General features: G+C 34.0%; 21 protein-coding genes. 16 read left to right on the top strand and 5 right to left on the bottom strand.

The window, feature by feature from the left end:
• The 3 genes from ACFX5E_RS08405 to ACFX5E_RS08415 all read left to right on the top strand — a co-directional run bounded on the left by ACFX5E_RS08405 (window position 1) and on the right by ACFX5E_RS08415 (window position 2613).
• Window positions 1-966 (top strand): electron transfer flavoprotein subunit alpha/FixB family protein, encoded by a 966-nt coding sequence (locus tag ACFX5E_RS08405; RefSeq protein ID WP_379854753.1) that lies wholly within the window; start codon window positions 1-3, stop codon window positions 964-966.
• 129 nt (window positions 967-1095) lie between these two features.
• Window positions 1096-1725 (top strand): bifunctional nuclease domain-containing protein, encoded by a 630-nt coding sequence (locus ACFX5E_RS08410; RefSeq protein ID WP_131480155.1) that lies wholly within the window; start codon window positions 1096-1098, stop codon window positions 1723-1725.
• A 63-nt stretch (window positions 1726-1788) separates the two neighbouring features.
• Window positions 1789-2613, top strand: a complete 825-nt coding sequence (locus ACFX5E_RS08415; protein ID WP_379854754.1) for a thymidylate synthase — start codon at window positions 1789-1791, stop codon at window positions 2611-2613.
• A gap of 72 nt (window positions 2614-2685) precedes the next feature.
• Here the strand turns inward: ACFX5E_RS08415 and ACFX5E_RS08420 are convergent, their stop codons facing one another.
• Window positions 2686-2982 (bottom strand): isoamylase early set domain-containing protein, encoded by a 297-nt coding sequence (locus ACFX5E_RS08420; protein WP_379854755.1) that lies wholly within the window; start codon window positions 2980-2982, stop codon window positions 2686-2688.
• A gap of 236 nt (window positions 2983-3218) precedes the next feature.
• Here ACFX5E_RS08420 and ACFX5E_RS08425 point away from each other — a divergent pair, with 236 nt between their 5' ends.
• Both ACFX5E_RS08425 and ACFX5E_RS08430 read left to right on the top strand, forming a co-directional pair.
• Entirely contained in the window at window positions 3219-3551 is a 333-nt protein-coding gene (locus tag ACFX5E_RS08425) for a 2TM domain-containing protein (protein ID WP_379854756.1), read from the top strand.
• A gap of 12 nt (window positions 3552-3563) precedes the next feature.
• On the top strand, window positions 3564-4046 hold the full coding sequence (locus tag ACFX5E_RS08430) for a dihydrofolate reductase (protein WP_379854757.1): 483 nt from the start codon (window positions 3564-3566) through the stop codon (window positions 4044-4046).
• A gap of 49 nt (window positions 4047-4095) precedes the next feature.
• On the opposite strand, the gene ACFX5E_RS08435 is transcribed toward ACFX5E_RS08430, so the two are convergent.
• Window positions 4096-4413 (bottom strand): hypothetical protein, encoded by a 318-nt coding sequence (locus tag ACFX5E_RS08435; protein ID WP_379854758.1) that lies wholly within the window; start codon window positions 4411-4413, stop codon window positions 4096-4098.
• A 199-nt stretch (window positions 4414-4612) separates the two neighbouring features.
• Between ACFX5E_RS08435 and ubiE the strand changes: the two genes are divergently transcribed.
• Complete coding sequence (gene ubiE / locus ACFX5E_RS08440; protein WP_379854759.1) at window positions 4613-5344, top strand: bifunctional demethylmenaquinone methyltransferase/2-methoxy-6-polyprenyl-1,4-benzoquinol methylase UbiE; 732 nt, start codon at window positions 4613-4615, stop codon at window positions 5342-5344.
• Between the two features lie 24 nt (window positions 5345-5368).
• The gene (gene porT / locus ACFX5E_RS08445; protein WP_379854760.1) at window positions 5369-6073 is read left to right on the top strand and encodes a type IX secretion/gliding motility protein PorT/SprT; all 705 of its coding nucleotides are present in this window, start codon (window positions 5369-5371) and stop codon (window positions 6071-6073) included.
• Between the two features lie 67 nt (window positions 6074-6140).
• Here porT and ACFX5E_RS08450 read toward each other — a convergent pair whose 3' ends face one another.
• Window positions 6141-6866: a TrmH family RNA methyltransferase gene (locus ACFX5E_RS08450; RefSeq protein ID WP_379854761.1), complete on the bottom strand. Its 726-nt coding sequence runs from the start codon at window positions 6864-6866 to the stop codon at window positions 6141-6143.
• A gap of 36 nt (window positions 6867-6902) precedes the next feature.
• On the opposite strand from ACFX5E_RS08450, the gene tamL reads away from it, so the two are divergent.
• The 3 genes from tamL (at window position 6903) to accD (ending at window position 11553) form a co-directional block, all read left to right on the top strand.
• The gene (tamL, locus tag ACFX5E_RS08455; RefSeq protein WP_379854762.1) at window positions 6903-9458 is read left to right on the top strand and encodes a translocation and assembly module lipoprotein TamL; all 2556 of its coding nucleotides are present in this window, start codon (window positions 6903-6905) and stop codon (window positions 9456-9458) included.
• 58 nt (window positions 9459-9516) lie between these two features.
• On the top strand, window positions 9517-10584 hold the full coding sequence (fbaA, locus tag ACFX5E_RS08460) for a class II fructose-bisphosphate aldolase (RefSeq protein ID WP_379854763.1): 1068 nt from the start codon (window positions 9517-9519) through the stop codon (window positions 10582-10584).
• A gap of 114 nt (window positions 10585-10698) precedes the next feature.
• Window positions 10699-11553: an acetyl-CoA carboxylase, carboxyltransferase subunit beta gene (gene accD / locus ACFX5E_RS08465; protein WP_379854764.1), complete on the top strand. Its 855-nt coding sequence runs from the start codon at window positions 10699-10701 to the stop codon at window positions 11551-11553.
• Between the two features lie 74 nt (window positions 11554-11627).
• On the opposite strand, the gene ACFX5E_RS08470 is transcribed toward accD, so the two are convergent.
• Both ACFX5E_RS08470 and ACFX5E_RS08475 read right to left on the bottom strand, forming a co-directional pair.
• Entirely contained in the window at window positions 11628-13823 is a 2196-nt protein-coding gene (locus tag ACFX5E_RS08470; RefSeq protein ID WP_379854765.1) for a TonB-dependent receptor plug domain-containing protein, read from the bottom strand.
• A gap of 38 nt (window positions 13824-13861) precedes the next feature.
• Window positions 13862-15112: an ABC transporter permease gene (locus ACFX5E_RS08475; RefSeq protein ID WP_379854766.1), complete on the bottom strand. Its 1251-nt coding sequence runs from the start codon at window positions 15110-15112 to the stop codon at window positions 13862-13864.
• Window positions 15113-15276: 164 nt separating this feature from the next.
• On the opposite strand from ACFX5E_RS08475, the gene purH reads away from it, so the two are divergent.
• From purH to rodA, 6 genes are all read left to right on the top strand, one after another.
• Window positions 15277-16803, top strand: coding sequence for a bifunctional phosphoribosylaminoimidazolecarboxamide formyltransferase/IMP cyclohydrolase (purH, locus tag ACFX5E_RS08480; protein WP_379854767.1), 1527 nt, complete (start codon window positions 15277-15279; stop codon window positions 16801-16803).
• Window positions 16804-16857: 54 nt separating this feature from the next.
• A complete protein-coding gene (locus tag ACFX5E_RS08485; RefSeq protein ID WP_379854768.1) occupies window positions 16858-17886 on the top strand; it encodes a rod shape-determining protein in 1029 nt (342 codons plus the stop codon).
• 85 nt (window positions 17887-17971) lie between these two features.
• Window positions 17972-18796, top strand: coding sequence for a rod shape-determining protein MreC (gene mreC / locus ACFX5E_RS08490; RefSeq protein WP_379854769.1), 825 nt, complete (start codon window positions 17972-17974; stop codon window positions 18794-18796).
• The gene (locus tag ACFX5E_RS08495; protein WP_379854770.1) at window positions 18789-19295 is read left to right on the top strand and encodes a rod shape-determining protein MreD; all 507 of its coding nucleotides are present in this window, start codon (window positions 18789-18791) and stop codon (window positions 19293-19295) included. The genes mreC and ACFX5E_RS08495 overlap by 8 nt, the downstream gene beginning before the upstream one ends.
• Window positions 19292-21232 carry a penicillin-binding protein 2 gene (gene mrdA / locus ACFX5E_RS08500; RefSeq protein WP_379854771.1) on the top strand — a complete coding sequence of 647 codons (1941 nt, stop codon included), beginning with the start codon at window positions 19292-19294 and terminating at the stop codon, window positions 21230-21232. The genes ACFX5E_RS08495 and mrdA overlap by 4 nt, the downstream gene beginning before the upstream one ends.
• A gap of 15 nt (window positions 21233-21247) precedes the next feature.
• The gene (gene rodA / locus ACFX5E_RS08505; protein ID WP_379854772.1) at window positions 21248-22483 is read left to right on the top strand and encodes a rod shape-determining protein RodA; all 1236 of its coding nucleotides are present in this window, start codon (window positions 21248-21250) and stop codon (window positions 22481-22483) included.
• Window positions 22484-22817 lie beyond the last annotated feature (334 nt).

Here is a 22817-nt window from a genome sequence, read left to right on the forward strand (position 1 = left end):
ATGTCAATATTAATATATGCAGAATACTCAGAAGGAAAATTCAAGAAAGTAGCTTTCGAATTGGCTTCTTATGCTAAAAAAGTAGCGGAATCATTAGGAACAACTGTAACGGCAGTGACTGTTAACGCAGGAGATGTTTCGGAATTATCAAAATACGGAGTAGACAAAGTATTAAAAGTAAACAACGATAAATTATCAGGTTTTACAGCAAAAGCGTATGCTGATGTAATCAAACAAGCTGCTCAAAAAGAAAATATTAAATTAATTTTACTTTCGTCAACGACGGACAGTATTTACCTTTCATCACTTGTTGCAGTAGCTCTAGAAGCTGGTTATGCTTCAAATGTTGTTGGTTTACCCGTTTCAACATCTCCTTTTCAAGTAAAGAGAAATGCCTTTTCAAACAAAGCGTTCAACATCACTGAAATTGACACTGACGTAAAAGTACTTGGACTTGCCAAAAACTCGTACGGAATTGTTGAAACTGCCTCTACCTTAACCGAAGAAGATTTCAACCCAACTATTGGAGACAATGATTTTGGGGTAAAAGTAGAATCAGTAGAAAAAATTTCCGGAAAAGTTTCTATCGCTGATGCTGACATAGTTGTTTCGGCTGGTCGTGGATTAAAAGGACCTGAAAACTGGGCAATGATTGAAGAATTAGCTTCGGTACTTGGTGCTGCAACTGCCTGTTCAAAACCAGTTTCGGATTTAGGCTGGAGACCTCATGGAGAACACGTAGGACAAACTGGAAAACCGGTTGCCACAAATTTATATATCGCCATTGGAATATCAGGAGCAATCCAACACATTGCAGGAATCAACTCTTCTAAAGTAAAAGTAGTCATCAACAGTGACCCGGAAGCACCTTTCTTCAAAGTGGCTGATTACGGAATTGTTGGAGACGCATTTGAAATTGTTCCAAAATTGATAGAGAAATTTAAAGCTTTCAAAGCACAAAACTAGTCTCTTTAATAAATAATCTAAATTGCTATCTAAAAAATAAGATATTTGTATCTTTGCTTTTAGATAGCAATTTTTTTTTACACTTTTTATTACTAAAAAAGTACACGGTACTTTCCCATTACAACAATTATGAGCTTAGTTAAATTATCCATAAAAGGAATTTCATATAGTCAAACTCAAAACGGCGCATACGCTCTAATTTTGAATGAAGTTGATGGCGAAAGAAAGTTGCCCATTGTCATTGGTGCTTTTGAAGCGCAATCTATTGCTATAGCTCTGGAAAAAGAAATAAAACCGCCACGTCCTTTGACGCACGATTTATTCAAAAATTTTGCAGAACGTTTTGATATTACTGTAAAACAAGTCATAATCCATAAACTAGTAGATGGTGTTTTTTACTCCAGCATCATTTGCGAAAGAGATAAAATTGAGGAAATCATAGACGCACGCACTTCTGATGCCATTGCATTGGCGCTGCGATTCAACGCTCCTATTTTTACGTACAAGAACATTCTGGACAAAGCCGGTATTTATTTAAAAGCAAACCCTTCTGACGCTAATAAAGATTCCCAAGAAATAGATGATGTTCTTTCTAATCCGGACACTTTTGGAAGAGAAGAAGAAAGCAATCAATCCGGCAATACTTATTCCAAGCATAGTTTACAGGAATTGAATGAATTACTCGACCAAGCGGTAACCCATGAAGATTACGAAAAAGCAGCAAAAATAAGAGATGAAATCTCAAAAAGAGAATCGTGATTTATTTAAATTAATTCTCATTAATTTCCTGATTAAAACAAAAACCGATTAACCCCCAGTAAAATGAAGCAATATTTAGATTTAGTGCAACACGTTATGGAAAACGGTTGTCAAAAAGGAGACCGAACAGGAACAGGAACAAAAAGTGTTTTTGGATACCAAATGCGTTTTGATTTAAGTGAAGGTTTTCCAATGGTCACCACTAAAAAATTGCATCTGAAATCCATAATATATGAATTGCTTTGGTTCTTGAAAGGAGATACAAATATCGCCTATCTTCAAGAAAATGGAGTGAAAATATGGGACGCCTGGGCTGATGCCAATGGCGACCTAGGACCTGTTTATGGTCATCAATGGCGCAACTGGAACAACGAGGAAATAGACCAAATCACGGAACTAATTACCGAACTAAAAACCAACCCAAACAGTCGTCGTATGCTTGTTTCGGCATGGAACCCTTCAGTACTTCCTGACACTACGAAATCTTTTGACGAAAATGTAGCTAACAATAAAGCAGCTTTGCCTCCTTGTCATGCTTTCTTTCAGTTTTATGTTTCGGACGGAAAATTATCCTGTCAATTATACCAACGAAGTGCCGATATTTTCTTGGGAGTTCCCTTTAATATCGCTTCTTATGCATTACTGACCATGATGATTGCGCAAGTTTGTGATCTTGAAGTTGGTGAATTTATCCACACTTTTGGTGATGCACATATTTATAACAATCATTTTGAACAACTCGAATTACAATTGTCTCGAGAACCAAAACCATTGCCAAAAATGATTTTGAATCCAGCCATAAAAAACATATTCGAATTTGATTTCGAAGATTTTACTCTAGAAGGATATGAGCCTCATCCAATTATAAAAGGTAGCGTTGCTGTTTAAATTAGACTGAATCCTTCTCGTTAAATTAAGAACATAAAAAAATCCGCTTCATAGGCGGATTTTCATATTTGATTAGATAGACAAAACACTATTTTCTGCCCCAGCAAAATCATTCCATTTGAAAGAATCTGCATCCGGTTCATTTACGAATTGACCATCTATAACATATTTAAACTCATAAGAAGCATCTTTATTCAAGTCGAAAGTAGCTTTGAAGGTGCCATTTTTTAATTTACTTAAAACCCCTTCCGCTAAATTCCAATCATTAAAATCACCAATTACTGATGCTGATGCTGCTTGCTTTGCTTGTACCGAAAATGTAACTTTACAAACCGGTTTTGTTTTTACAAATTGTTTCTTTATCGACATAACTATTTCATTTTTAGATTTATAAGACAAAGTAAATGAATTCAGTTGGATTTTCAAAAAACTTCTGAAGTTTTAATAAAATGCGTTAAACACTGTTAATTTTTTAAATGATTTGCCAATTTATTTAGCTTAAATTTGTAAATCCAAAATAAGAAAACGTTTTCTAACTAAATTATACACAACCAAAATATTACCTTTCCGAAATAAATTTTATCTTTATAACATAAAAATGAACTATGCAAAAAGAAATACATGAACAATATGAATACGCTCGAAGAAGAATAAAACAAAAAAAAGGGCTCTATTTTCATTCTGTTTTATTCCTTTTAGGAAGTTTATTTTTGTTTATTGCCCATAAATTTCTCAATATCGGTGTAGAAACAAATTGGTGCATTTGGGTAATTACAATATGGTTTTTCCTTTTTATTCTACATTTCATAAAAGTATATATAACGGATCGTTTTATGAATAAAGATTGGGAGAGAGAACAAATAGACCGATTGGTTGCTTTACAGCAAAAGAAAATTACCCAGTTAGAATCGCATATAAATGAAGAATCCGCTACATAAAATTTAAAAAAAATGATAGTAATGATTGCGGCTGTAGCCGAAAATAATGCACTTGGAAAAAATAACGAGTTGGTTTGGCATCTTCCAAATGATTTCAAAAGGTTCAAAACACTTACTTCTGGACACTATATAATAATGGGAAGGAAAACATTCGAAAGCTTTCCAAAACCTTTACCTAACAGAACGCATGTAGTTATATCCAGACAGGAAGATTACCAACCCGAAGGTTGTGTGGTGGTTGACAGCATGGAAAAAGCAATAGAAATGTGTCCTGAAAACGAAACCTCTTATATTATTGGCGGAGGAGAAATCTATTATTTGGGACTCCCGTTTACAGATAAAATTGAAATTACACGAGTGCATGATTCTTTTGATGCAGATGCGTTTTTCCCTGAGATAAATCTTGAAGAATGGGAAAAGACAATTTCAGAATTTAATACCAAAGACGAAAAACATCTTTTTGATTACAGTTACGACACCTACTTACGAAAATAAAAAACATCCCATTACGGGATGTTTTTTTTACAATGATAAGAGAAATGACCTACTCTTGAAACAGTATTTGATAACATAAAATAAAAATTACAAATATTAAAAATACTCCAGAAGTGAAGATAATAACATTTGATGTTTTTTGAGAATACATCTCAAAAAAGCCTTTAATACCAAATACCACGAAGGTACTAAAGACAAAGAAAACTAAAATTTCCAAAAACAAATTTAATCCTAAGAACGTATTTTGCGCTTTAAATAAAGTACCATTTTGTAAAATCGCACTTTCAACACAGCTTACAAGAACAAATGAGATTGTTAGCGCAAGAAAAAACCACTTTGTTTGGGTCATTAAATCTCTCTTAATCATTGATTCAAGTATTTAAAACTAGAAAGTAAAATTCTATATTAAAAACCATCCTTGCAATACCCACTTTTAGTGATATTTCATTTTTTTTTAAATAATTGCAAATCATATATTCTATCAATTCAAACAAAATTAGATTCAAATTTAGAAACCCATTTTTAGTTCGTGTCGTTTGTATTATATTTGTGGAAATAAAAATAAAATGTCAAAAAACATTACACCCTATAAAAATTCGACCTTAGGTAAAAAAGAACAAGTTGCACAAATGTTTGATACCATATCAGGGAATTATGACAATCTTAATCGCGTCATTTCTTTTGGAATCGATATAAAGTGGCGTAAAAAAGTTTTGCAAATAGTAGCCAAATCAAATCCTAAAACCATTTTGGATATTGCTACAGGAACTGGAGATCTGGCAATATTAATGGCTCAGACCAATGCGGAAAAAATTATCGGCTTAGATATTTCTGCCGGAATGCTTGAAGTAGGCAAAAAAAAGATTGAAACTAAAAAACTTTCTAACACTATAGAAATGATTTTAGCAGATTCAGAAAATATGCCTTTTGAAGACAACTATTTTGATGCCATAACCGTTGCTTTTGGCGTTAGAAATTTTGAAACTTTAGAAAAAGGATTAGCTGAAATATTAAGAGTCTTAAAACCAAATGGTGTATTTGTAATTTTAGAAACTTCAGTGCCAGAAAAAACACCATACAAACAAGGATATAATTTTTACAGTAAAAATATACTTCCGCTCATCGGTAAATTATTTTCAAAAGATAATGTAGCTTATGGCTATTTATCAGAATCTTCAGCTGCCTTCCCTTATGGAGAAGCGTTAAACAATATTTTGAGAAAAACTGGGTTTATAGATGTGATAGCAATGCCGCAAACATTTGGTGTGGCTACCATTTATTCCGCTTCAAAAAAATAATACTGAAGATCATTTAGAATAAACATGAAAAAAATAGTTTGCTTAATTTTGTTTACTTTCACACTGACTGGATCTGCTCAGTTCACTAAAAATATGTTCAGTAAGGACCCTATTATTAACTTGGAAAATTTCCAGAATAAAAGACTTTATTTTGGATATTTTTTAGGGTTCAATTCTTATGATTTCAAAATAGATTATAAAACTGTCGGTCCCGATATTCAGGTAAAAAAATCCACTGGATTTAATGTTGGAATTGTGGGTGATTTGAAACTTCATGAATACATCAACTTACGGTTTGAACCAGGATTGTATTACACAACAAGAGAGTTAATGTATCCCAATTTCACGACGGAATACGATGCTTTAAGACAGGTAAACAGCACCTACATTCATTTGCCGTTGTTGTTGAAATTCTCTTCTCTAAGAACAGCCAATATTCGTCCTTATATAGTAGGAGGATTATCGACTACTTTAAATTTATCTAGCAATTCAAAATCCGTTGACGATAATTCAGGGCAACGTTTTAGAGTAAAACCCTGGACTACAAATTACGAATTGGGTTTTGGAATTGATTTATTCTCCCCTTATTTTATATTTTCTCCTTCTATTCGAGGTGTTTTTGGACTTAGAGATGAATTGATTCGTGACAACGATCCTAACAGTCCATGGACCAGCAATATTGAATCCATAAAATCCAGAGCCGTTTTTATCAACTTTACTTTCCACTAAAAAATAGTTTACAGGTTTCCGTTCTCACTGTAAACTGCTCCCGAAGCTTCGGGGTGAAAACCGAATACTAGCCCCGACGAAACTCACTCAAAACAATGGCTGTGGCAGTTGCTACATTCAAACTTTCTGTTTTTTGGATGTCTCCAAAACGAGGAATCGTTAATCTGTTTTGAATTAACTTTTCTAATTCAGCCGAAATTCCGTTAGCTTCATTTCCCATGACAATGATTCCCTCCTGTGGCAAACTGGTTTTATAGATATTTACCCCATCCATAAATGTTCCAAAAACCGGCAACTTTGTTTGCCCTATAAAAGCACTCAAATCTACATAATTCACATTTACTCTGGCTATGGAACCCATTGTGGCCTGCACCACTTTTGGATTATAAATATCGACGGTTTCCTTAGAACACAACAACTGATTAATCCCAAACCAGTCACATAAACGCAATATAGTTCCTAAATTCCCAGGATCGCGAACGGAATCAAGAGCAAGAATCAATCCGGATTCAATCCTGTTTTTTTCGACGGGTATCTTAAAGACTGCCAAACAGGAGTTTGGAGTTGACAAAGCGCTAATTTTCTTTAAATCATTGTCGTCGACAATCGTTTTTTTTGAATTCGAAACTTCTGCAAAATCGTCTTGAGTCGAATACAAATGCTCCAGCTCAAAATTGGACTGCAGCAATTCTTGAATTACTTTTACACCTTCGGCAAAAAATAATTTATTAGTGTTTCGATATTTTTTTTGTTGTAAACTCGTTATAAGTTTTATTTGGTTTTTACTAACCATAAAATAATGTACTTTTGAATTAAATATTTATACCAATTGAAGAAGATTTCCACAAAAATAACAGCATTTATTCTAATAGCAATATTTATTTGCGCCTGTAATGCTGTAAAACGAGTTCCCGAGGGAAAATTACTGCTTACTAAAAACGAAATTAAGGTAAATAATAAGTCCACAAAGGAAGAAATTGTTCTTAATCAACTCTATCAAAAACCCAATAGCACCTTTTTAGGCTATCGATTGCGATTGAATTTATACAACTTGGCAAACCTGAATCCTGATTCCACTTATCAAGCTAAATTCACCAATAATCCCAGAAAATACGAAAGAAAATCCAAATGGCTGTCAGCAAAACAGGTTGATAGACTTGGTCAGTCTTTTTGGTATCACGGAATCCATGATTTTTTAAAAAAAACAGGCGAACCCCCAGTAATTATTGAGAAAACGAAAATTGATAAATCGATTATCCGTTTAAAATATTATTATTTCAATACGGGCTATTTTAATGTAAAAGCTAATTACATTATAGACACTTTGAGCGGTAAAAAAGCCAAAACAAAATACACTATAATTACAGGTGAACCGTATTCTTTGGACACCATAAAATCAACTATTTTAACTCCTGTCTTAGACTCGTTGTATGAATCGATAAAACCCAACACTTTAATAAAATCGGGCAATCAATACAAAACACTAGATTTTGAGAATGAAAAAAACCGAATCACGACGCACTTTAGAAATAACGGCGTTTATTTCTTTCAACCTAATTATGTGACTTTTGATATTGACACGATAAAAAAAGTGAACAAGGCGGATGTGAATCTTATCATCAATAATTATTCGTATCAAGAACAGGATTCAAGTAAAACGGAACCTTTTAAAATGTATAAAATAAGTGATGTAAATATTTATACTGATTATTCACCCATTAAGAAGTTAAACATAACTGACAGCACTACATACAATAATTTTAATCTATACAGCCAGGACAAATTAAAATACAAACCGCGCGCGATCACAAATGCAATCTTTATTACTAAAGGAAGCTTATTTGCAGATAACAAAACGGTTTTAACCACACGTTACCTGAATAACCTTAAAATTTTTAATTATCCAAGTATTCAATATGAAGTTGATCCAAGAGATACAACCGCACACTCTTTGATTGCCAAAATCTATTTGTCACCAAGGAAAAAATACAGTTTTGGATGGACAACAGACATAACACATTCTAACATTCAAGACGTAGGTATTGGATTAAGTGTTTCGGAAACGATTAGAAATGTCTTTAATGGCGCGGAAACTTTAGAAATTGGCGCAAGAGGAAATATTGGTTCCTCAAAAGACTTAGCGAACCCAAAGAATAATTTCTTTAATGTTTCAGAATACGGACTTGATTTAAAACTGAATATTCCAAGAATTTTCATGCCTTTTAATACCGAAAAAATCATTCCCAAAAGTATGATTCCTTCGACGCTTGCCAATGCGGGTTTTGCAAAACAAAGGAATATTGGTTTGGATAAGGAGAATTTTACCGGCGCCTTATCCTATAATTGGACACCTAAAAAAAACAACACGGCTCGTTTTGATTTATTCAACGTACAATTTGTAAGAAATCTAAATCCACAAAATTACTTCAATGTATATGGATCCTCCTATAAAGCATTAAACGAAATTGGACAAACATACAGCAACAACAATTCTTATTTTAAAAAAGGAAATTTAATAATTGAAGACGGAACCAGCGGTTTCACCAATGATGTCCTGACAGGAAGCGGCAGCTTTATAAAACCAGTAGCGCAGTCAGATTTTGAAAGCGTAAAAAGTATTGAAGAACGCAGAGTGAGACTTACAGAAAATGATTTTATTCTTGCCACCAGTTTCACCTTCTCAAAAACAACTAAAAAAGATTTATTGGATAACGATTTTTATCTTTTTAGAACTAAAATTGAGTCTGCAGGAACTCTTTTATCATTAGTTGCTAAAGGATTAAATCGACCAGAGAATTTAAATGGCAATTACGAAATATTCAATTTAGAATATTCAGAATACATAAAAACAGAGTTCGATTATATTAAACACTGGGATTTAACCAAAGAAAAAGTCTTTGCAGTCAGAACTTTTTTTGGTATCGCAATTCCTTTTGGGAATTCAGACAACGTTCCCTTTTCAAGAAGTTATTTTTCTGGAGGATCTAATGACAACAGAGCGTGGCAACCTTACGCCTTAGGACCGGGAAGCAGCGGTGCTACTGATGATTTCAACGAGGCAAATATGAAAATTGCAATTAGCGGCGAATTTAGGTTCAAACTTTTAGGCAGTTTAAAAGGTGCTCTTTTTGCCGATGCCGGAAACATTTGGAATGTATTGGATAATGTGGCTGACGAAAAATCAACTTTCACCGGCTTTGGTGATTTAAAAGATATTGCGTTAGGCACCGGTTTTGGTGTAAGATATGATTTTAGTTTTTTTGTAATTCGGTTCGATTTAGGATTTAAAACCTATAATCCTGCGAATGAAAGCGGCAAAAAATGGTTTCAAGAATACAATTTTGGACACTCTGTTTTAAATTTCGGAATAAATTACCCATTCTAATTCTATTAATTCTTATTTTTGCAAACTAAAAACTAAAAAAATAACTAAAAAAATTACAATGGCACACAACATAAAACCAGGCGTAGCCACGGGAGATCAAGTACAAGAAATCTTCAATTACGCAAAAGAAAAAGGATTTGCGCTTCCGGCAGTAAATGTTACGGGATCGAATACTATAAATAGTGTTCTTGAAACTGCTGCAAAATTAAATGCTCCTGTTATTATTCAATTTTCTAATGGCGGTGCTCAATTTAATGCAGGAAAAGGACTTTCTAATGTTAATGAAAAAGCGGCAATCGCTGGTGGAATAGCTGGTGCATTACACATTCATACTTTGGCGGAAGCCTACGGAGCAACTGTTATACTTCACACAGACCATTGTGCGAAAAAATTATTGCCTTGGATTGACGGTTTATTGGATGCTTCAGAAAAACATTTTGCTGAAACTGGAAAACCATTATACTCTTCTCACATGATTGACTTATCTGAGGAGCCAATCGAAGAAAATATCGAGATTTGCAAAGGATATTTAGCCCGAATGAGCAAAATGGGAATGACATTGGAAATCGAACTTGGAATCACAGGTGGCGAAGAAGATGGTGTTGACAATTCTGACGTTGACAGCTCAAAGCTATACACACAACCAGAAGAAGTTGCTTACGCATACGAAGAACTTTCAAAAGTAAGCCCAAGATTTACAATTGCTGCCGCTTTTGGTAACGTACACGGTGTTTACAAACCGGGAAATGTAAAATTGACGCCAAAAATCTTAAAAAATTCTCAAGATTTCGTTCAAAATAAATTCAATACCGGTCCAAACCCTGTAGATTTTGTTTTCCATGGTGGTTCCGGTTCTACGCTTGAAGAAATCAGAGAAGGTATTAGCTACGGTGTAATAAAAATGAATATCGATACTGATTTGCAATTTGCATTTACGGAAGGTATTCGTGATTATATGGTAAAAAATATAGACTATTTGAAATCTCAAATTGGAAACCCAGAAGGTGCTGATGTACCAAACAAAAAATATTACGACCCAAGAAAATGGTTACGTGAAAGCGAAATCACTTTCAATACAAGACTTGAGCAAGCATTTGCTGACTTGAACAACGTGAATACATTATAACATAATGGTCAGTTTTCAGTTTTTAGTGTTCAGTTCTCAAATACTGATAATGGAACACTAAAACTGATTACAAAACACTGAATACTTGATTACTGAACACTGAATACTAAACAAATGGCTTGGTTTAAAAGAAAAGAAAAAGGAATTACCACTCCTACTGAAGACAAAATGGATATCCCAAAAGGTCTTTGGTACAAATCTCCGACTGGTAAAATTATTGATGCTGATGAACTGGCTCGCAACTTATTTGTAAGTCCAGAAGATGGTTTTCATGTTAGAATTGGAAGTTCAGCCTATTTTCAAATTTTATTTGACAACAATGAGTTTGTCGAATTGGATAAAAACATGACTTCTAAAGATCCTTTGCATTTTGTGGACACAAAAAAATATGCAGATCGATTGAAAGACGTGATGGAAAAAACCAAACTTAAGGATGCAGTGCGTACCGGAGTTGGAAAATCGAAAGGGAAAGAATTAGTAATTTGCTGTATGGATTTCGCCTTTATTGGTGGTTCTATGGGAGCTGTAGTGGGAGAAAAAATCGCAAGGGGAATTGATCATGCGATAAAGAACCAATTGCCATTTGTGATGATTTCAAAATCAGGTGGAGCAAGAATGATGGAAGCGGCTTACTCGTTGATGCAACTTGTAAAAACATCTGTGAAACTAGCTCAACTTGCCGAAGCAAAATTACCTTATATTTCTTTGTGTACGGATCCAACCACTGGCGGAACAACTGCTTCTTACGCCATGCTAGGCGATATAAATATTTCTGAGCCTGGTGCTTTAATCGGATTTGCCGGACCTAGAGTTGTGCGTGACACAACAGGTAAAGATTTACCGGAAGGTTTTCAGACTGCCGAGTTCTTACTTGAACATGGTTTCTTAGACTTCATAACGCCTAGAAAAGAATTGAAAGATAAGATCAACTTGTATATCGACTTAATTCAAAACAATACCATTAGATAGATCCTGATCTTCTTAAAATAAAAATTCCTGTTTGCTAATGTGAACAGGAATTTTTATTTTTAGGAATGCTTTTTTTAGAAGCTGTATCGTAATCCACCATATACATTTCTTCCTGGCGCATTAATTCCAGAGGAAAATGTACGGTATTGGGTGTCTAAAATATTTTCGACACCTGCAAATAGTGTAGCATTATGATACACTTCAACACTAGATTTTACATTATACGTTTCCCAAGCTGGCATTCCGTTAACTGGTGCATATTGCAAATTGTCTTCACCACTTGAAGAATAATCGCGTCTTTTTTTCTTACCATTGTACAGCAAGTAGGCTTCTATGTTTATCCCAGAATTCGCATACATAAAACCAATTTTCCCAAAATAAGGCGCAATATGATCTAATGGAGCTTGTTGTGTACCATCTTGTACAATTCTACCCAAATTATAATTGAAATTAACATCGATTTTTACTTTTGATAACACCATCGCACTAAAATTAGTTGACAATCCCGTAATAAAAGCCTTTCCCTTATTTTGATTTGCAAAAACTTTACTTAATGTTCCATCATATAAAATCACGCTTTGCCCCTCGTATTGAAATTGGGTAGTTGCGATAGCATCATACATTCTGGTATAGAAATAGGTGTTTTCAAATTTTATCTTTTTAGAATTGGATTGCATAACAATCCCGATGTCAGCTGTGACTGTTTTTTCTGGTTTTAATTTTGAATTAGGAACAATAAGCGTTCCTTGTACTGTTTCGAAAACTTTGGCTAAGTCGTCAATGTTTGGAACTCTAAATCCACTAGATAAATTCGCCTTTAAAGCTACATGCTTTGATGTATTTTTAACAATTCCTACAAGACCACTATATGTGAAATTATTCTGTTCTATTTTCGAAAATGGTAATAAAAAAAAAGAATTATCAACAATAGTACTTTTCAGAGAGGTATATCCAGCACGAGCGCCTAAATTCCAGAATGTATTTTCGGCTATTTTATCGTTATAGGAAATATAGATTTCGTCTCGCAACATTAAGTTGTCTCCATTGGGATATCTTGTGCTGATTGGATTTTTTGAGCCAGTGTTTATCTTAGTAGAGTATGCCGAAGAATTTAAGTTTTCATAATATGATTCTAATCCGTAAAATAATTCCCCACTTTTAAATTTCCTAGCCAAGTCTACCGCAACAGAATACATTTTCACTTCTTCTTTTCTACTTTGTAAATTATAGTTTCCAAACCTTCTGTTGTGCCTGCTTTCCTTTACGTTTTGAAAAGCAATAGTTACTTTCAAGTCGCTGGAAATAAAAGCTTTTTTCTTATTCAAAGAATAAATTCCCATTACTCGCTCTTGTGGACCATAATACCATTGCGCATGCCTTAAACCTGTTGAAGGATCCATTTCTGTCAATCGATCGTAGCGAGGAATATCCGTTGATGTAGAAAATTGCAAATTCAGACCATGCTCAAAACCTAAATTTGTTTTATAGCTTAATTTTTGCATGAGATTGTATTGCTTGAATGCTGTATTTTTTTGAACGTATTTATCTTCATTCGCCACCAATTGATCCACATTGTTTATTGTCGCAACATAAAATGGGCGCTCTCCAAAAAAATCTTCATTGTGATTTTTATTTTTTCCCATTTTTAAATCTCCAAAATCATTAAACGAAACTAGAGTCAAAGCGGCAAATTTTTTGGAAGCATAATTCAAATTTAAAGCAATTGATTGCTCTTGGTTAATCGTACTGTAACGCATATTAACCTCTCCCGTCCATTTTTTTTGGACTTCATTCAAAAACTTTGCTTTTTTGGTTGTCATTGTAACCGCACCGCCAAGTGCATCACTACCAAATAATGTAGAAGCAGGACCAAAAAAAATACCTACATTATCAAGCATGCTCTCATCAACTGAAATAACGTTTTGAAGATGTCCAGCTCTAAACATCAAATTATTCATACGAACACCATCCACTAGCAACAAAACCCTACTGGCCTCAAAGCCTCGAATGGATGGACTCCCACCACCTTGTTGCGATTTCTGAACAAATAATGAGCCTGAATTAGATAAAACATCTGCGGTACTTTGAAAATTCTGAAAATCCATTTGCGCGGCAGAGATTACCGCTACTTGAAACGGCAATGAAACTATTGCTATAGGAACTTTGTACGTCAAGACAACATCAGCAAGCTGGGTAGTATCCCTCTGATTTTGTGTGTATCCAGAAAGGGAGAGCAATAACATGCAAAAAAAGACGGATTCTTTTATCAAACTAGAAAAAGGTGTTAAATATGAAAGATCAACTGTTTTTACATCCCGGTTCTAATTGCCTCAACCGGATCGAGTTTAGACGCTGCAATAGCAGGAAGAATCCCCGAAATCAATCCAATTAATGCGGCAAGACCGGTTCCTAAAAGAATATTCCCTATTCCTAAGACGAATTCAAAATCCACCACTTTTGTTAAAACTACCGAGATGATCCAAACCAACAAAAGACCGATAATCCCGCCAATGACGGAAAGTATAATCGCTTCGAATAAAAATTGAAAAAGGATAAATCTATTTTTCGCCCCTAATGATTTCTGGATTCCTATCAAATTAGTACGCTCTTTCACGGAAACAAACATAATATTAGCGATACCAAATCCTCCCACAAGTAGCGAAAATCCGCTGATAATCCATCCTACAACATTCATTTGACCTAAAATATTATCTATAAAGTCGGTGAATCCTGAAAATACATTAATGAAAAAATTATCAATTTCCCCTGATTTCAAACCTCTGTAACTTCTTAATTTTTGAGATATTTCACTTTTATAAGCTTCCATATCCACTCCTTTTTCAGGTTTTAAAATAATGACATTGGTTGATGTAGTATTGCTGTCCCCGTACAATTGACGGACAAAATTAACCGGAATAAAAACAGTAGTGTCATTACTGTCTCCAAATAACCCGGCACCTTCTTTTTTCAAAACGCCAATTACCGTAAACCTTTTGCCGTACAAACGTACATTTTTACCGATCGGGTCAAAATTCTCAAATAATTGTTTTGCAATTTCATCCCCTAAGACGATTACCGTAGCACCTGAGTTAGCTTCTGATTCGTTGTAAAACCTTCCTTTTTCAAACTCAAGTCCTTGAATATCTATAAATTCATGCGAAACAGGAACAACATTAACGTCACTTACTGTTTTAGAATCATATTTTATAGATTCTTTTCTTGTGAATATTTGATATCCCATTTGAGCAGTATTAGTCATTGCGCCTTTCATGTAGGTATATTCATCATACTCAACATTGGGGAACTGCTCCCTTTTCCATTGCGGAATATCAGAAGGTCCAAAAGAAAATTTCATTAAATAAATAGTGTTCTTATCTAAGCTGCTTAAATCTTTTGTAATCTTTCTGTCTAAAGAATCTACGGCTGCAAGTACAGCTATAATAGAAAAAATACCAATGGTAACACCCAACAAAGAAAGCAAAGTCCTTAATTTGTTGTTGCGCAAAGCATTCATTGCAAAACTGAAACTCTCTTTTAATAACCGAAGATAGACAAACATAAAAATTTTTTTGCGTTAAGGTAAAATTCAATAAATTTTATTCAAAAACCTAATAAAACCCTACCAACAGGTTAGTATGATTATTTAAGATAATGTTACGAATCTTCGATGAAATTTATAATCAAAAAAAAACTATTTTTGCACTTTATAATTATAACTACACAATGAACACTACTAAAAAAATTCAATCTGCATTAATTTCGGTATTTTCAAAAGAAGGTCTTGAGCCTATTGTAAGAAAACTGCATTCTCAAAATGTCATACTATATTCTACAGGTGGAACTGAGGATTTCATTAAAAACTTGGATATTCCTGTGATACCGGTTGAAGACGTAACTTCTTACCCTTCTATTCTTGGCGGCAGAGTAAAAACATTACACCCAAAAGTTTTTGGAGGTATTTTAAATCGTCAGGACAACGAGAGTGATGTACAGCAGATGGAAGAATTTAATATTCCGCAAATTGATTTAGTTATTGTTGATTTATATCCTTTTGAAAAAACAGTTGCATCAGGAGCCAGCGAAGCTGATATTATTGAAAAAATAGATATTGGTGGTATTTCGTTGATTCGTGCTGCCGCAAAAAACTTCAAAGACACTGTAATTGTGGCTTCTGTTGATCAATACGGCTTGCTTTTGGATTTGATTACTGACCAAGATGGAGCAACTACACTTGAGGACAGAAAATTATTGGCTACAAAAGCATTTCATGTTTCTTCTCATTACGACACTGCCATATTCAATTACTTCAATACGGATGAAACGATATACAAGCAAAGTATTGCTAATGGACAAGTATTGAGATACGGAGAAAATCCACATCAAAAAGGATTTTTCTTTGGTGATTTTGATGCCATGTTCAAAAAACTTCACGGAAAAGAACTTTCTTACAACAACTTATTAGATGTAGATGCAGCCGTTAATTTGATTAATGAATTCAAAAATGACGGACCTACACTTGCCATATTAAAACATAATAATGCTTGTGGACTTGCTACAAGAAGTACCATCAGCGACGCGTATGAAGTAGCATTGGCTTGCGATCCGACTTCAGCATTTGGAGGCGTTTTGATTTCTAACACAAAAATAGATGTTAAAACAGCAACCGAAATAAATAAATTATTTTGCGAAGTAGTTATTGCCCCTGAATATGATACTGAGGCTATTACAATTTTACAGGAAAAGAAAAACAGAATTATATTAGTTCAAAACGAGGTAGTTTTACCACAAAAGCAAGTTCGCTCTTGCTTAAACGGAATTTTGGTTCAAGAGAGAAACAATATTACAGACAATAAAGAAGACTTAAGAACCGTTACTATAACAGCGCCTTCAGAACAAGAAGTTCTAGATTTAATTTTTGCCTCTAAAATTTGTAAAAACACAAAATCAAATACAATTGTTTTTGCAAAAAACGGTACGCTTATAGCTTCTGGTACTGGACAAACATCAAGAGTTGATGCTTTATTACAAGCCATAGAAAAAGCAAATAATTTCCATTTTGATTTACACGGAGCGGTCATGGCAAGTGACGCTTTCTTTCCTTTCCCCGATTGTGTGGAAATTGCAAAAAAAGCAGGTATTACTGCAGTGATTCAGCCCGGTGGATCAATAAAAGACGAATTGAGCATCAATTATTGCAATGAAAATAAACTTGCAATGGTATTTACTGGAACGCGTCATTTTAAACATTAATTTGTTTAACTTTGCCCGTCTCAAATTTATAACTATTTAACCCCTAAAAAACTTATGGGATTTTTTGATTTCATGACCGAGGATATCGCGATAGATCTTGGTACCGCTAATACTTTAATCATACATAATGATAAAGTAGTAATTGACTGCCCTTCAATAGTTGCCCGTGATAGAGTATCGGGCAAAATCATTGCTGTAGGTAAAGAAGCAAGTATGATGCAGGGAAAAACACATGAAAACATTAAGACGATTAGACCTTTAAAAGACGGTGTAATTGCTGATTTTGATGCTTCCGAAAAAATGATAAGCTTATTTATAAAAAGCATACCAGCATTGAAGAAAAGAATGTTTACTCCCGCATTAAGAATGGTTGTTTGTATTCCTTCCGGCATCACTGAAGTTGAAATGAGAGCGGTAAAAGAATCGTGCGAAAGAGTTAATGGTAAGGAAGTTTATTTGATACACGAACCTATGGCAGCAGCAATAGGTATTGGAATCGATATAATGCAACCAAAAGGAAACATGATCGTTGACATAGGTGGCGGAACTACTGAAATTGCAGTAATCGCATTAGGTGGTATTGTATGTGACAAATCAGTGAAAATTGCTGGTGATGTATTTACAAATGATATTGTATATTATATGCGTACCCAACACAATCTTTTTGTTGGAGAGACTACCGCTGAAAAAATAAAAATCCAAATTGGTGCCGCTATCGAAGATTTAGAAACTCCTCCGGAAGACATGTCCGTTCAAGGAAGGGATCTACTTACCGGTAAGCCTAAACAAGTAGAGGTGTCATACAGAGAAATAGCTAAAGCATTAGACAAATCAATTCAAAGGATTGAGGATGCCGTAATGGAAACTTTATCTCAAACCCCACCAGAATTAGCAGCTGATATCTACAACACTGGAATCTATCTTGCAGGTGGAGGATCAATGTTAAGAGGTCTTGACAAAAGAATTTCGCAAAAAACAGATTTACCTGTTTATATTGCCGAAGATCCATTGAGAGCTGTAGTTAGAGGAACTGGTATGGCACTTAAAAACATTACAAAATTCAAAAGTATCCTTATAAAATAACAAATTCCAATTTCCAGATTCCAATTTATAAACCTATATTTTTGGAATTTGGGATTTGATTTTTAAAAATTTTTAACTTAAAAAAATGCAGCAAATATTTAATTTTATTTTTAAAAACAGTAATCGTATACTGTTTTTGCTGCTTTTGGGTATTTCGTTAACGCTAACTATTCAATCTCATTCTTTTCACAGAAGTAAAATAATCAGTTCTGCTAACTTTTTGAGCGGAGGTGTTTATGAAAAAGTGAATAACATCAATGAGTACTTAAATTTAAAAAATCAAAATGATGCGCTTGCTCTTGAAAACGCAAAATTAAAAAGTATTTTATTTAACAAAAAAGATACTACTGCAACAAAAAGACTAGACAGCTTAAAAGGAGTTAAACCATCCGATATAATAGTTTCTAAAGTGATTCATAATTCTTATAATTCACATGAAAACTATTTGACTTTAAATTCAGGTGAGCTCCAAGGTGTAAAATCAGACATGGGCGTAATCAATGACTTAGGTATAGTAGGTATTATTGACAATACCTCCCCAAGATATTCTACTGTGGTGAGTATTCTAAACACAAAATCTCAAATAAATGCGAAAATAAAGAAATCAAATCATTTTGGCTCTTTGATTTGGGATGGAAAAAACACCGGTTTTGTGCAATTAATAGATGTTCCAAGATTAGCAGCTATTAGAAAAGGAGATACCATTGTAACTGGTGGACAATCAGTTATTTTTCCTGAAAATATAGGAATAGGTACAATAGCTAATATATTTACCGATAATAAAACTCATTATTACACCATAAATATCAGATTATTCAATGACATGACAAATTTAGGTCATGTATATATCATAAAAAGTAAGAATCGTGAAGAACTTATTAATTTAGAAAAAAAAGAAAAAAATGAATAGCACTTTGTTAGTCAATATTTTTCGCTTCGTTCTGTTATTGGCAGTCCAAATTATTATTTTCAATAATATGAATTTTTTGGGCTATATAAGTCCATTTCCGTACATACTTTTCATAATATTATATCCCGTAAATGGAAATAAATCTGGTTTATTAATAGCCAGTTTCCTGCTTGGAATTATCATGGATATGTTTTCTAATTCGGGTGGTATACACACAACTGCATGTTTAGTTCTCGCTTATTTTAGACCCTTTATTTTTAAATTTTCTTTCGGTTTGAGTTATGAATACCAAACTATTAAATTAAATGATGTTTTAACGCCAGAACGATTCTCCTTTACATTACTTTCTGTTGTAATCCATCATTTTACCTTATTTATTTTAGAAGCTTTTCAGTTTAGCTTTATTTTAGACATATTACTGAGAACACTATTAAGTACCGTGTTTACATTACTAATTTGTATTATAATAATTTATCTTATTAAGCCAAACAAAAGATGAGAAAAGTATTGCTGCCTTCTTTAATCATTGTTGCAGCGTTATTGCTGGTGATTCGGATATTTTATTTGCAATTTATTGATGATTCCTTCAAATTAAAGTCAGACAATAATGCAATCAAAATAAAATATGACTATCCCGAAAGAGGTTATATTTACGATAGAAATGGCAAATTATTAGTTGCCAATCAGGCTTCTTATGACATCATGGTTATCCCAAGAGATGTAAAAAAAATTGATACAACAGAATTTTGTCAATTACTTGCTATTACCAAAGAGGATTTCTTAAAAAGAATGGCAAAAGCCAAAATATATAGTCCAAGATTACCTTCCGTTTTTTTACCCCAATTAAACAAAAGCGAATTTGCAGCATTTCAAGAAAAAATTAGAAAATTTGAAGGTTTCTACTTTCAAAAACGTTCTTTACGGGACTATGAAGTCGATTTTGGCGCCAATGTCTTTGGATTTATAACACAAGTAAATGAAAAATTAGTTGCGAAAAACCCTTATTACAACAGCGGTGATTTAATTGGAAGACAAGGTGTTGAAGAAAGTTACGAAGACATTTTACGCGGAATAAAAGGGGTCAAATATTTTCAAAAAGACAAATACAACAGAGAAATTGGCTCCTATAAAGAAGGAAGATATGACACTGTCGCTGTTCAGGGAGAAGATATAAATCTTACTATTGATGCTGAGCTTCAAAAGTTCGGGGAACAATTAATGATTAATAAAAGAGGTGGAATTGTTGCTATCGAACCTAAAACCGGAGAAATACTTGCCCTCGTAACAGCGCCATCCTATGACCCGTCAATATTAGTAGGGAGACAACGATCAAAAAACTATACCGTTTTATATCGCGACTCCATCGCAAAACCACTATATGACAGAGGCTTACTGGCCGAATACCCTCCAGGATCCCCGTTTAAGATACTGACCGGACTTGTTGGACTACAGGAAGGTGTTGTAAATGAGAAAACTACTTACTCCTGTTATGGTGGTTTTAGTTACGGTCGTGGTCGATTCCAGAAATGTCATTGTAAAATTTTTGGATCTGTACAATTACATAATGGTATTTTTAGATCTTGCAATGCATATTTTTCGAATGTCTACTTGCGAACCATTGGTAAATACGCAAAACCAGCGTATGCAGTGGATGTTTGGAGCAATCACATCAAAAGCTTTGGATTGGGACAATTTATGGGATATGATTTACCTACCGGAAAAAAAGGTAACATTCCAAATTCAAAAACATACAAAAAAGTTTATCCCAACGGTGGCTGGCGAGGGACAACAATTATATCGAATGCCATCGGGCAAGGAGAAGTTTTGATGACGCCAATTCAATTGGCCAATATGATGGCAACGGTTGCTAATGAAGGTTATTATTACACGCCTCACATCATCAAAAAAATTGAAGGTCATAAAATCGACAAAAAATTTACAACAAAACACGTTACCACAATCGATAAAAAGTATTACCAACCCATGATCAGCGGTTTATTTGATGTGTACAACCAAGGAACTGCGTTTGCTCTACGAGTTGACGGGATCGATATTTGCGGTAAAACGGGGACAGCAGAAAATTTTGCTAAAATCAACGGAGTAAGAACAAAAATGGAAGACCATTCTATATTTGTGGCATTTGCACCAAAAGACAACCCAAAAATTGCCATAGCCATATTAGTTGAAAACGGAGGTTATGGAGCTGCGATAGCAGGTCCAATTGCCAGTTTAATGATAGAAAAATACCTTAGAAAAAAAATCACAAGAACCGATTTAGAGACACGTGTACTTGAAACAAGTTTACAAGGTCGATATGCCAAGTTAGGCGGGCTTTCGGAAGCAGTCAAATTACAGTTGAGGATTCAAGATTCAATTAAAAATAAAAAAAAGGTAGTTGTTCCAATTATAAAAGTAGATACCACTCAAGAAAATTAATATCCAATATCTCAAATGAAAAACCAAAGTGTAAAGAACAATCTTGATTGGATCTGTGTAATCATCTATATTGCTTTAGTAATAATGGGATGGTTAAACATTTACTCTTCATCCTTGTCCTCTATGGAAGGAACTTCTGAGAAGCAGCTTATCTTTATTGTATTGACAATTCCTTTAATATTTATAGTTCTGTCAGTAGACGGGAAATTTTATGAAAAGTATGCCAGTATCATTTTTGGAATCTCTCTATTATCGTTAGCCGGTTTATTTGTTTTTGGTAAGACAATTGCGGGACAACGCTGTTGGTATGGCATTGGAAGTTTTACACTTCAACCTTCTGAATTTGCAAAGGCAGCTACGGCATTGGCATTAGCCAAATATTTAAGTGACAGTCAAATTAATTTAAAGGATGTTAATCGGCAAATCCAGGCATTAGCCATCGTTTTATTGCCGGTCATGCTTATTTTACCTCAACCTGACCCCGGAAGCGCCTTAATATACAGCATCTTTATTATCGTATTATATCGAGAAGGCCTTCCATCTTGGTATGTCTGGACCGGTTTCATTACCATTTTATTATTTGTATTAACATTAATATTGCAACCACAATATGTAATCTTAATTGCGCTATTAGTACTAATTATTGTCCATTTCAAATCTAGATTAGGGGATCGAAATATACTATTGAGCAGCATTCTTTTTGTTCTGATGTCAGGCTTTGTTTTATCAGTAAATTATGTTTTTGAAAATGTTTTTAAACAACACCATAGAGATCGTTTTAATATTTTATTAGGTAAAAGTGTAGACTTGAAAGGGATTGGCTATAATACAAATCAATCTGAAATTGCAATTGGATCAGGCGGATGGTTTGGAAAAGGATTTCTTGAAGGCACTCAAACTAAAGGAGGTTTTGTCCCGGAACAACACACCGACTATATATTTACAACAGTAGGCGAAGAATGGGGATTTATAGGTTCACTGGCAGTTATTGGACTTTTTGCCGGCTTATTTCTAAGAATAATATACCTTGCTGAAAGGCAAAAAACCAAATTCAGCAGAGTCTATGGCTATTGTGTAGCTGGAATTCTATTCATTCATTTCTTTGTGAATATTGCTATGGTCGTGGGCATTTTCCCAACCATAGGTGTCCCTCTTCCTTTCTTTTCTTATGGAGGTTCCGGACTTTGGGGATTCACTATCTTATTGTTTATTTTTATAAAAATGGACGCCAATAAAGTCAATGAATGGTAAACCGAATTAAGTATCAGGAGCTAAATCCTGCTATTCATTTCAAGTTTTTCGCCTCGTTATAGTTTTTATTTATTTTTTCAAGAGCTTCCTTTGGTCGCTTTGAAAAAATATAAAAACTAATAAACGTGCCCTCAAAAGCTTTCCATTGCTATCAGGGCTAATTACGACCCCAGCTTTTAATTCACTATTTGGGAAAAATCTATCCCTGTGATCAAGATAAACCACGAAATCATATTATTGGCTTATCAGAGGAATCACAAACATATAATTAAAGATTTACAATCTAAAAAAGAATACTATACTCCATACTAAAAAAGCGCTTCAAAAAAATTTT

This window comes from Flavobacterium xylosi, assembly GCF_042787345.1.
Taxonomy (GTDB): Bacteria; Bacteroidota; Bacteroidia; order Flavobacteriales; family Flavobacteriaceae; genus Flavobacterium; species Flavobacterium xylosi.

Coding starts and splice junctions, on each gene's coding strand:
- fbaA (WP_379854763.1), top strand. CDS start 9,517: ATGGCACACAACATAAAACCAGGCGTAGCCACGGGAGATCAAGTACAA.
- mreC (WP_379854769.1), top strand. CDS start 17,972: ATGCAGCAAATATTTAATTTTATTTTTAAAAACAGTAATCGTATACTG.
- ACFX5E_RS08430 (WP_379854757.1), top strand. CDS start 3,564: ATGATAGTAATGATTGCGGCTGTAGCCGAAAATAATGCACTTGGAAAA.
- accD (WP_379854764.1), top strand. CDS start 10,699: ATGGCTTGGTTTAAAAGAAAAGAAAAAGGAATTACCACTCCTACTGAA.
- ACFX5E_RS08415 (WP_379854754.1), top strand. CDS start 1,789: ATGAAGCAATATTTAGATTTAGTGCAACACGTTATGGAAAACGGTTGT.
- ACFX5E_RS08450 (WP_379854761.1), bottom strand. CDS start 6,866: ATGGTTAGTAAAAACCAAATAAAACTTATAACGAGTTTACAACAAAAA.
- ACFX5E_RS08475 (WP_379854766.1), bottom strand. CDS start 15,112: ATGTTTGTCTATCTTCGGTTATTAAAAGAGAGTTTCAGTTTTGCAATG.
- ACFX5E_RS08435 (WP_379854758.1), bottom strand. CDS start 4,413: ATGATTAAGAGAGATTTAATGACCCAAACAAAGTGGTTTTTTCTTGCG.
- ACFX5E_RS08410 (WP_131480155.1), top strand. CDS start 1,096: ATGAGCTTAGTTAAATTATCCATAAAAGGAATTTCATATAGTCAAACT.
- ACFX5E_RS08420 (WP_379854755.1), bottom strand. CDS start 2,982: ATGTCGATAAAGAAACAATTTGTAAAAACAAAACCGGTTTGTAAAGTT.
- mrdA (WP_379854771.1), top strand. CDS start 19,292: ATGAGAAAAGTATTGCTGCCTTCTTTAATCATTGTTGCAGCGTTATTG.
- ACFX5E_RS08495 (WP_379854770.1), top strand. CDS start 18,789: ATGAATAGCACTTTGTTAGTCAATATTTTTCGCTTCGTTCTGTTATTG.
- rodA (WP_379854772.1), top strand. CDS start 21,248: ATGAAAAACCAAAGTGTAAAGAACAATCTTGATTGGATCTGTGTAATC.
- ACFX5E_RS08425 (WP_379854756.1), top strand. CDS start 3,219: ATGCAAAAAGAAATACATGAACAATATGAATACGCTCGAAGAAGAATA.
- porT (WP_379854760.1), top strand. CDS start 5,369: ATGAAAAAAATAGTTTGCTTAATTTTGTTTACTTTCACACTGACTGGA.
- purH (WP_379854767.1), top strand. CDS start 15,277: ATGAACACTACTAAAAAAATTCAATCTGCATTAATTTCGGTATTTTCA.
- ubiE (WP_379854759.1), top strand. CDS start 4,613: ATGTCAAAAAACATTACACCCTATAAAAATTCGACCTTAGGTAAAAAA.
- ACFX5E_RS08485 (WP_379854768.1), top strand. CDS start 16,858: ATGGGATTTTTTGATTTCATGACCGAGGATATCGCGATAGATCTTGGT.
- ACFX5E_RS08405 (WP_379854753.1), top strand. CDS start 1: ATGTCAATATTAATATATGCAGAATACTCAGAAGGAAAATTCAAGAAA.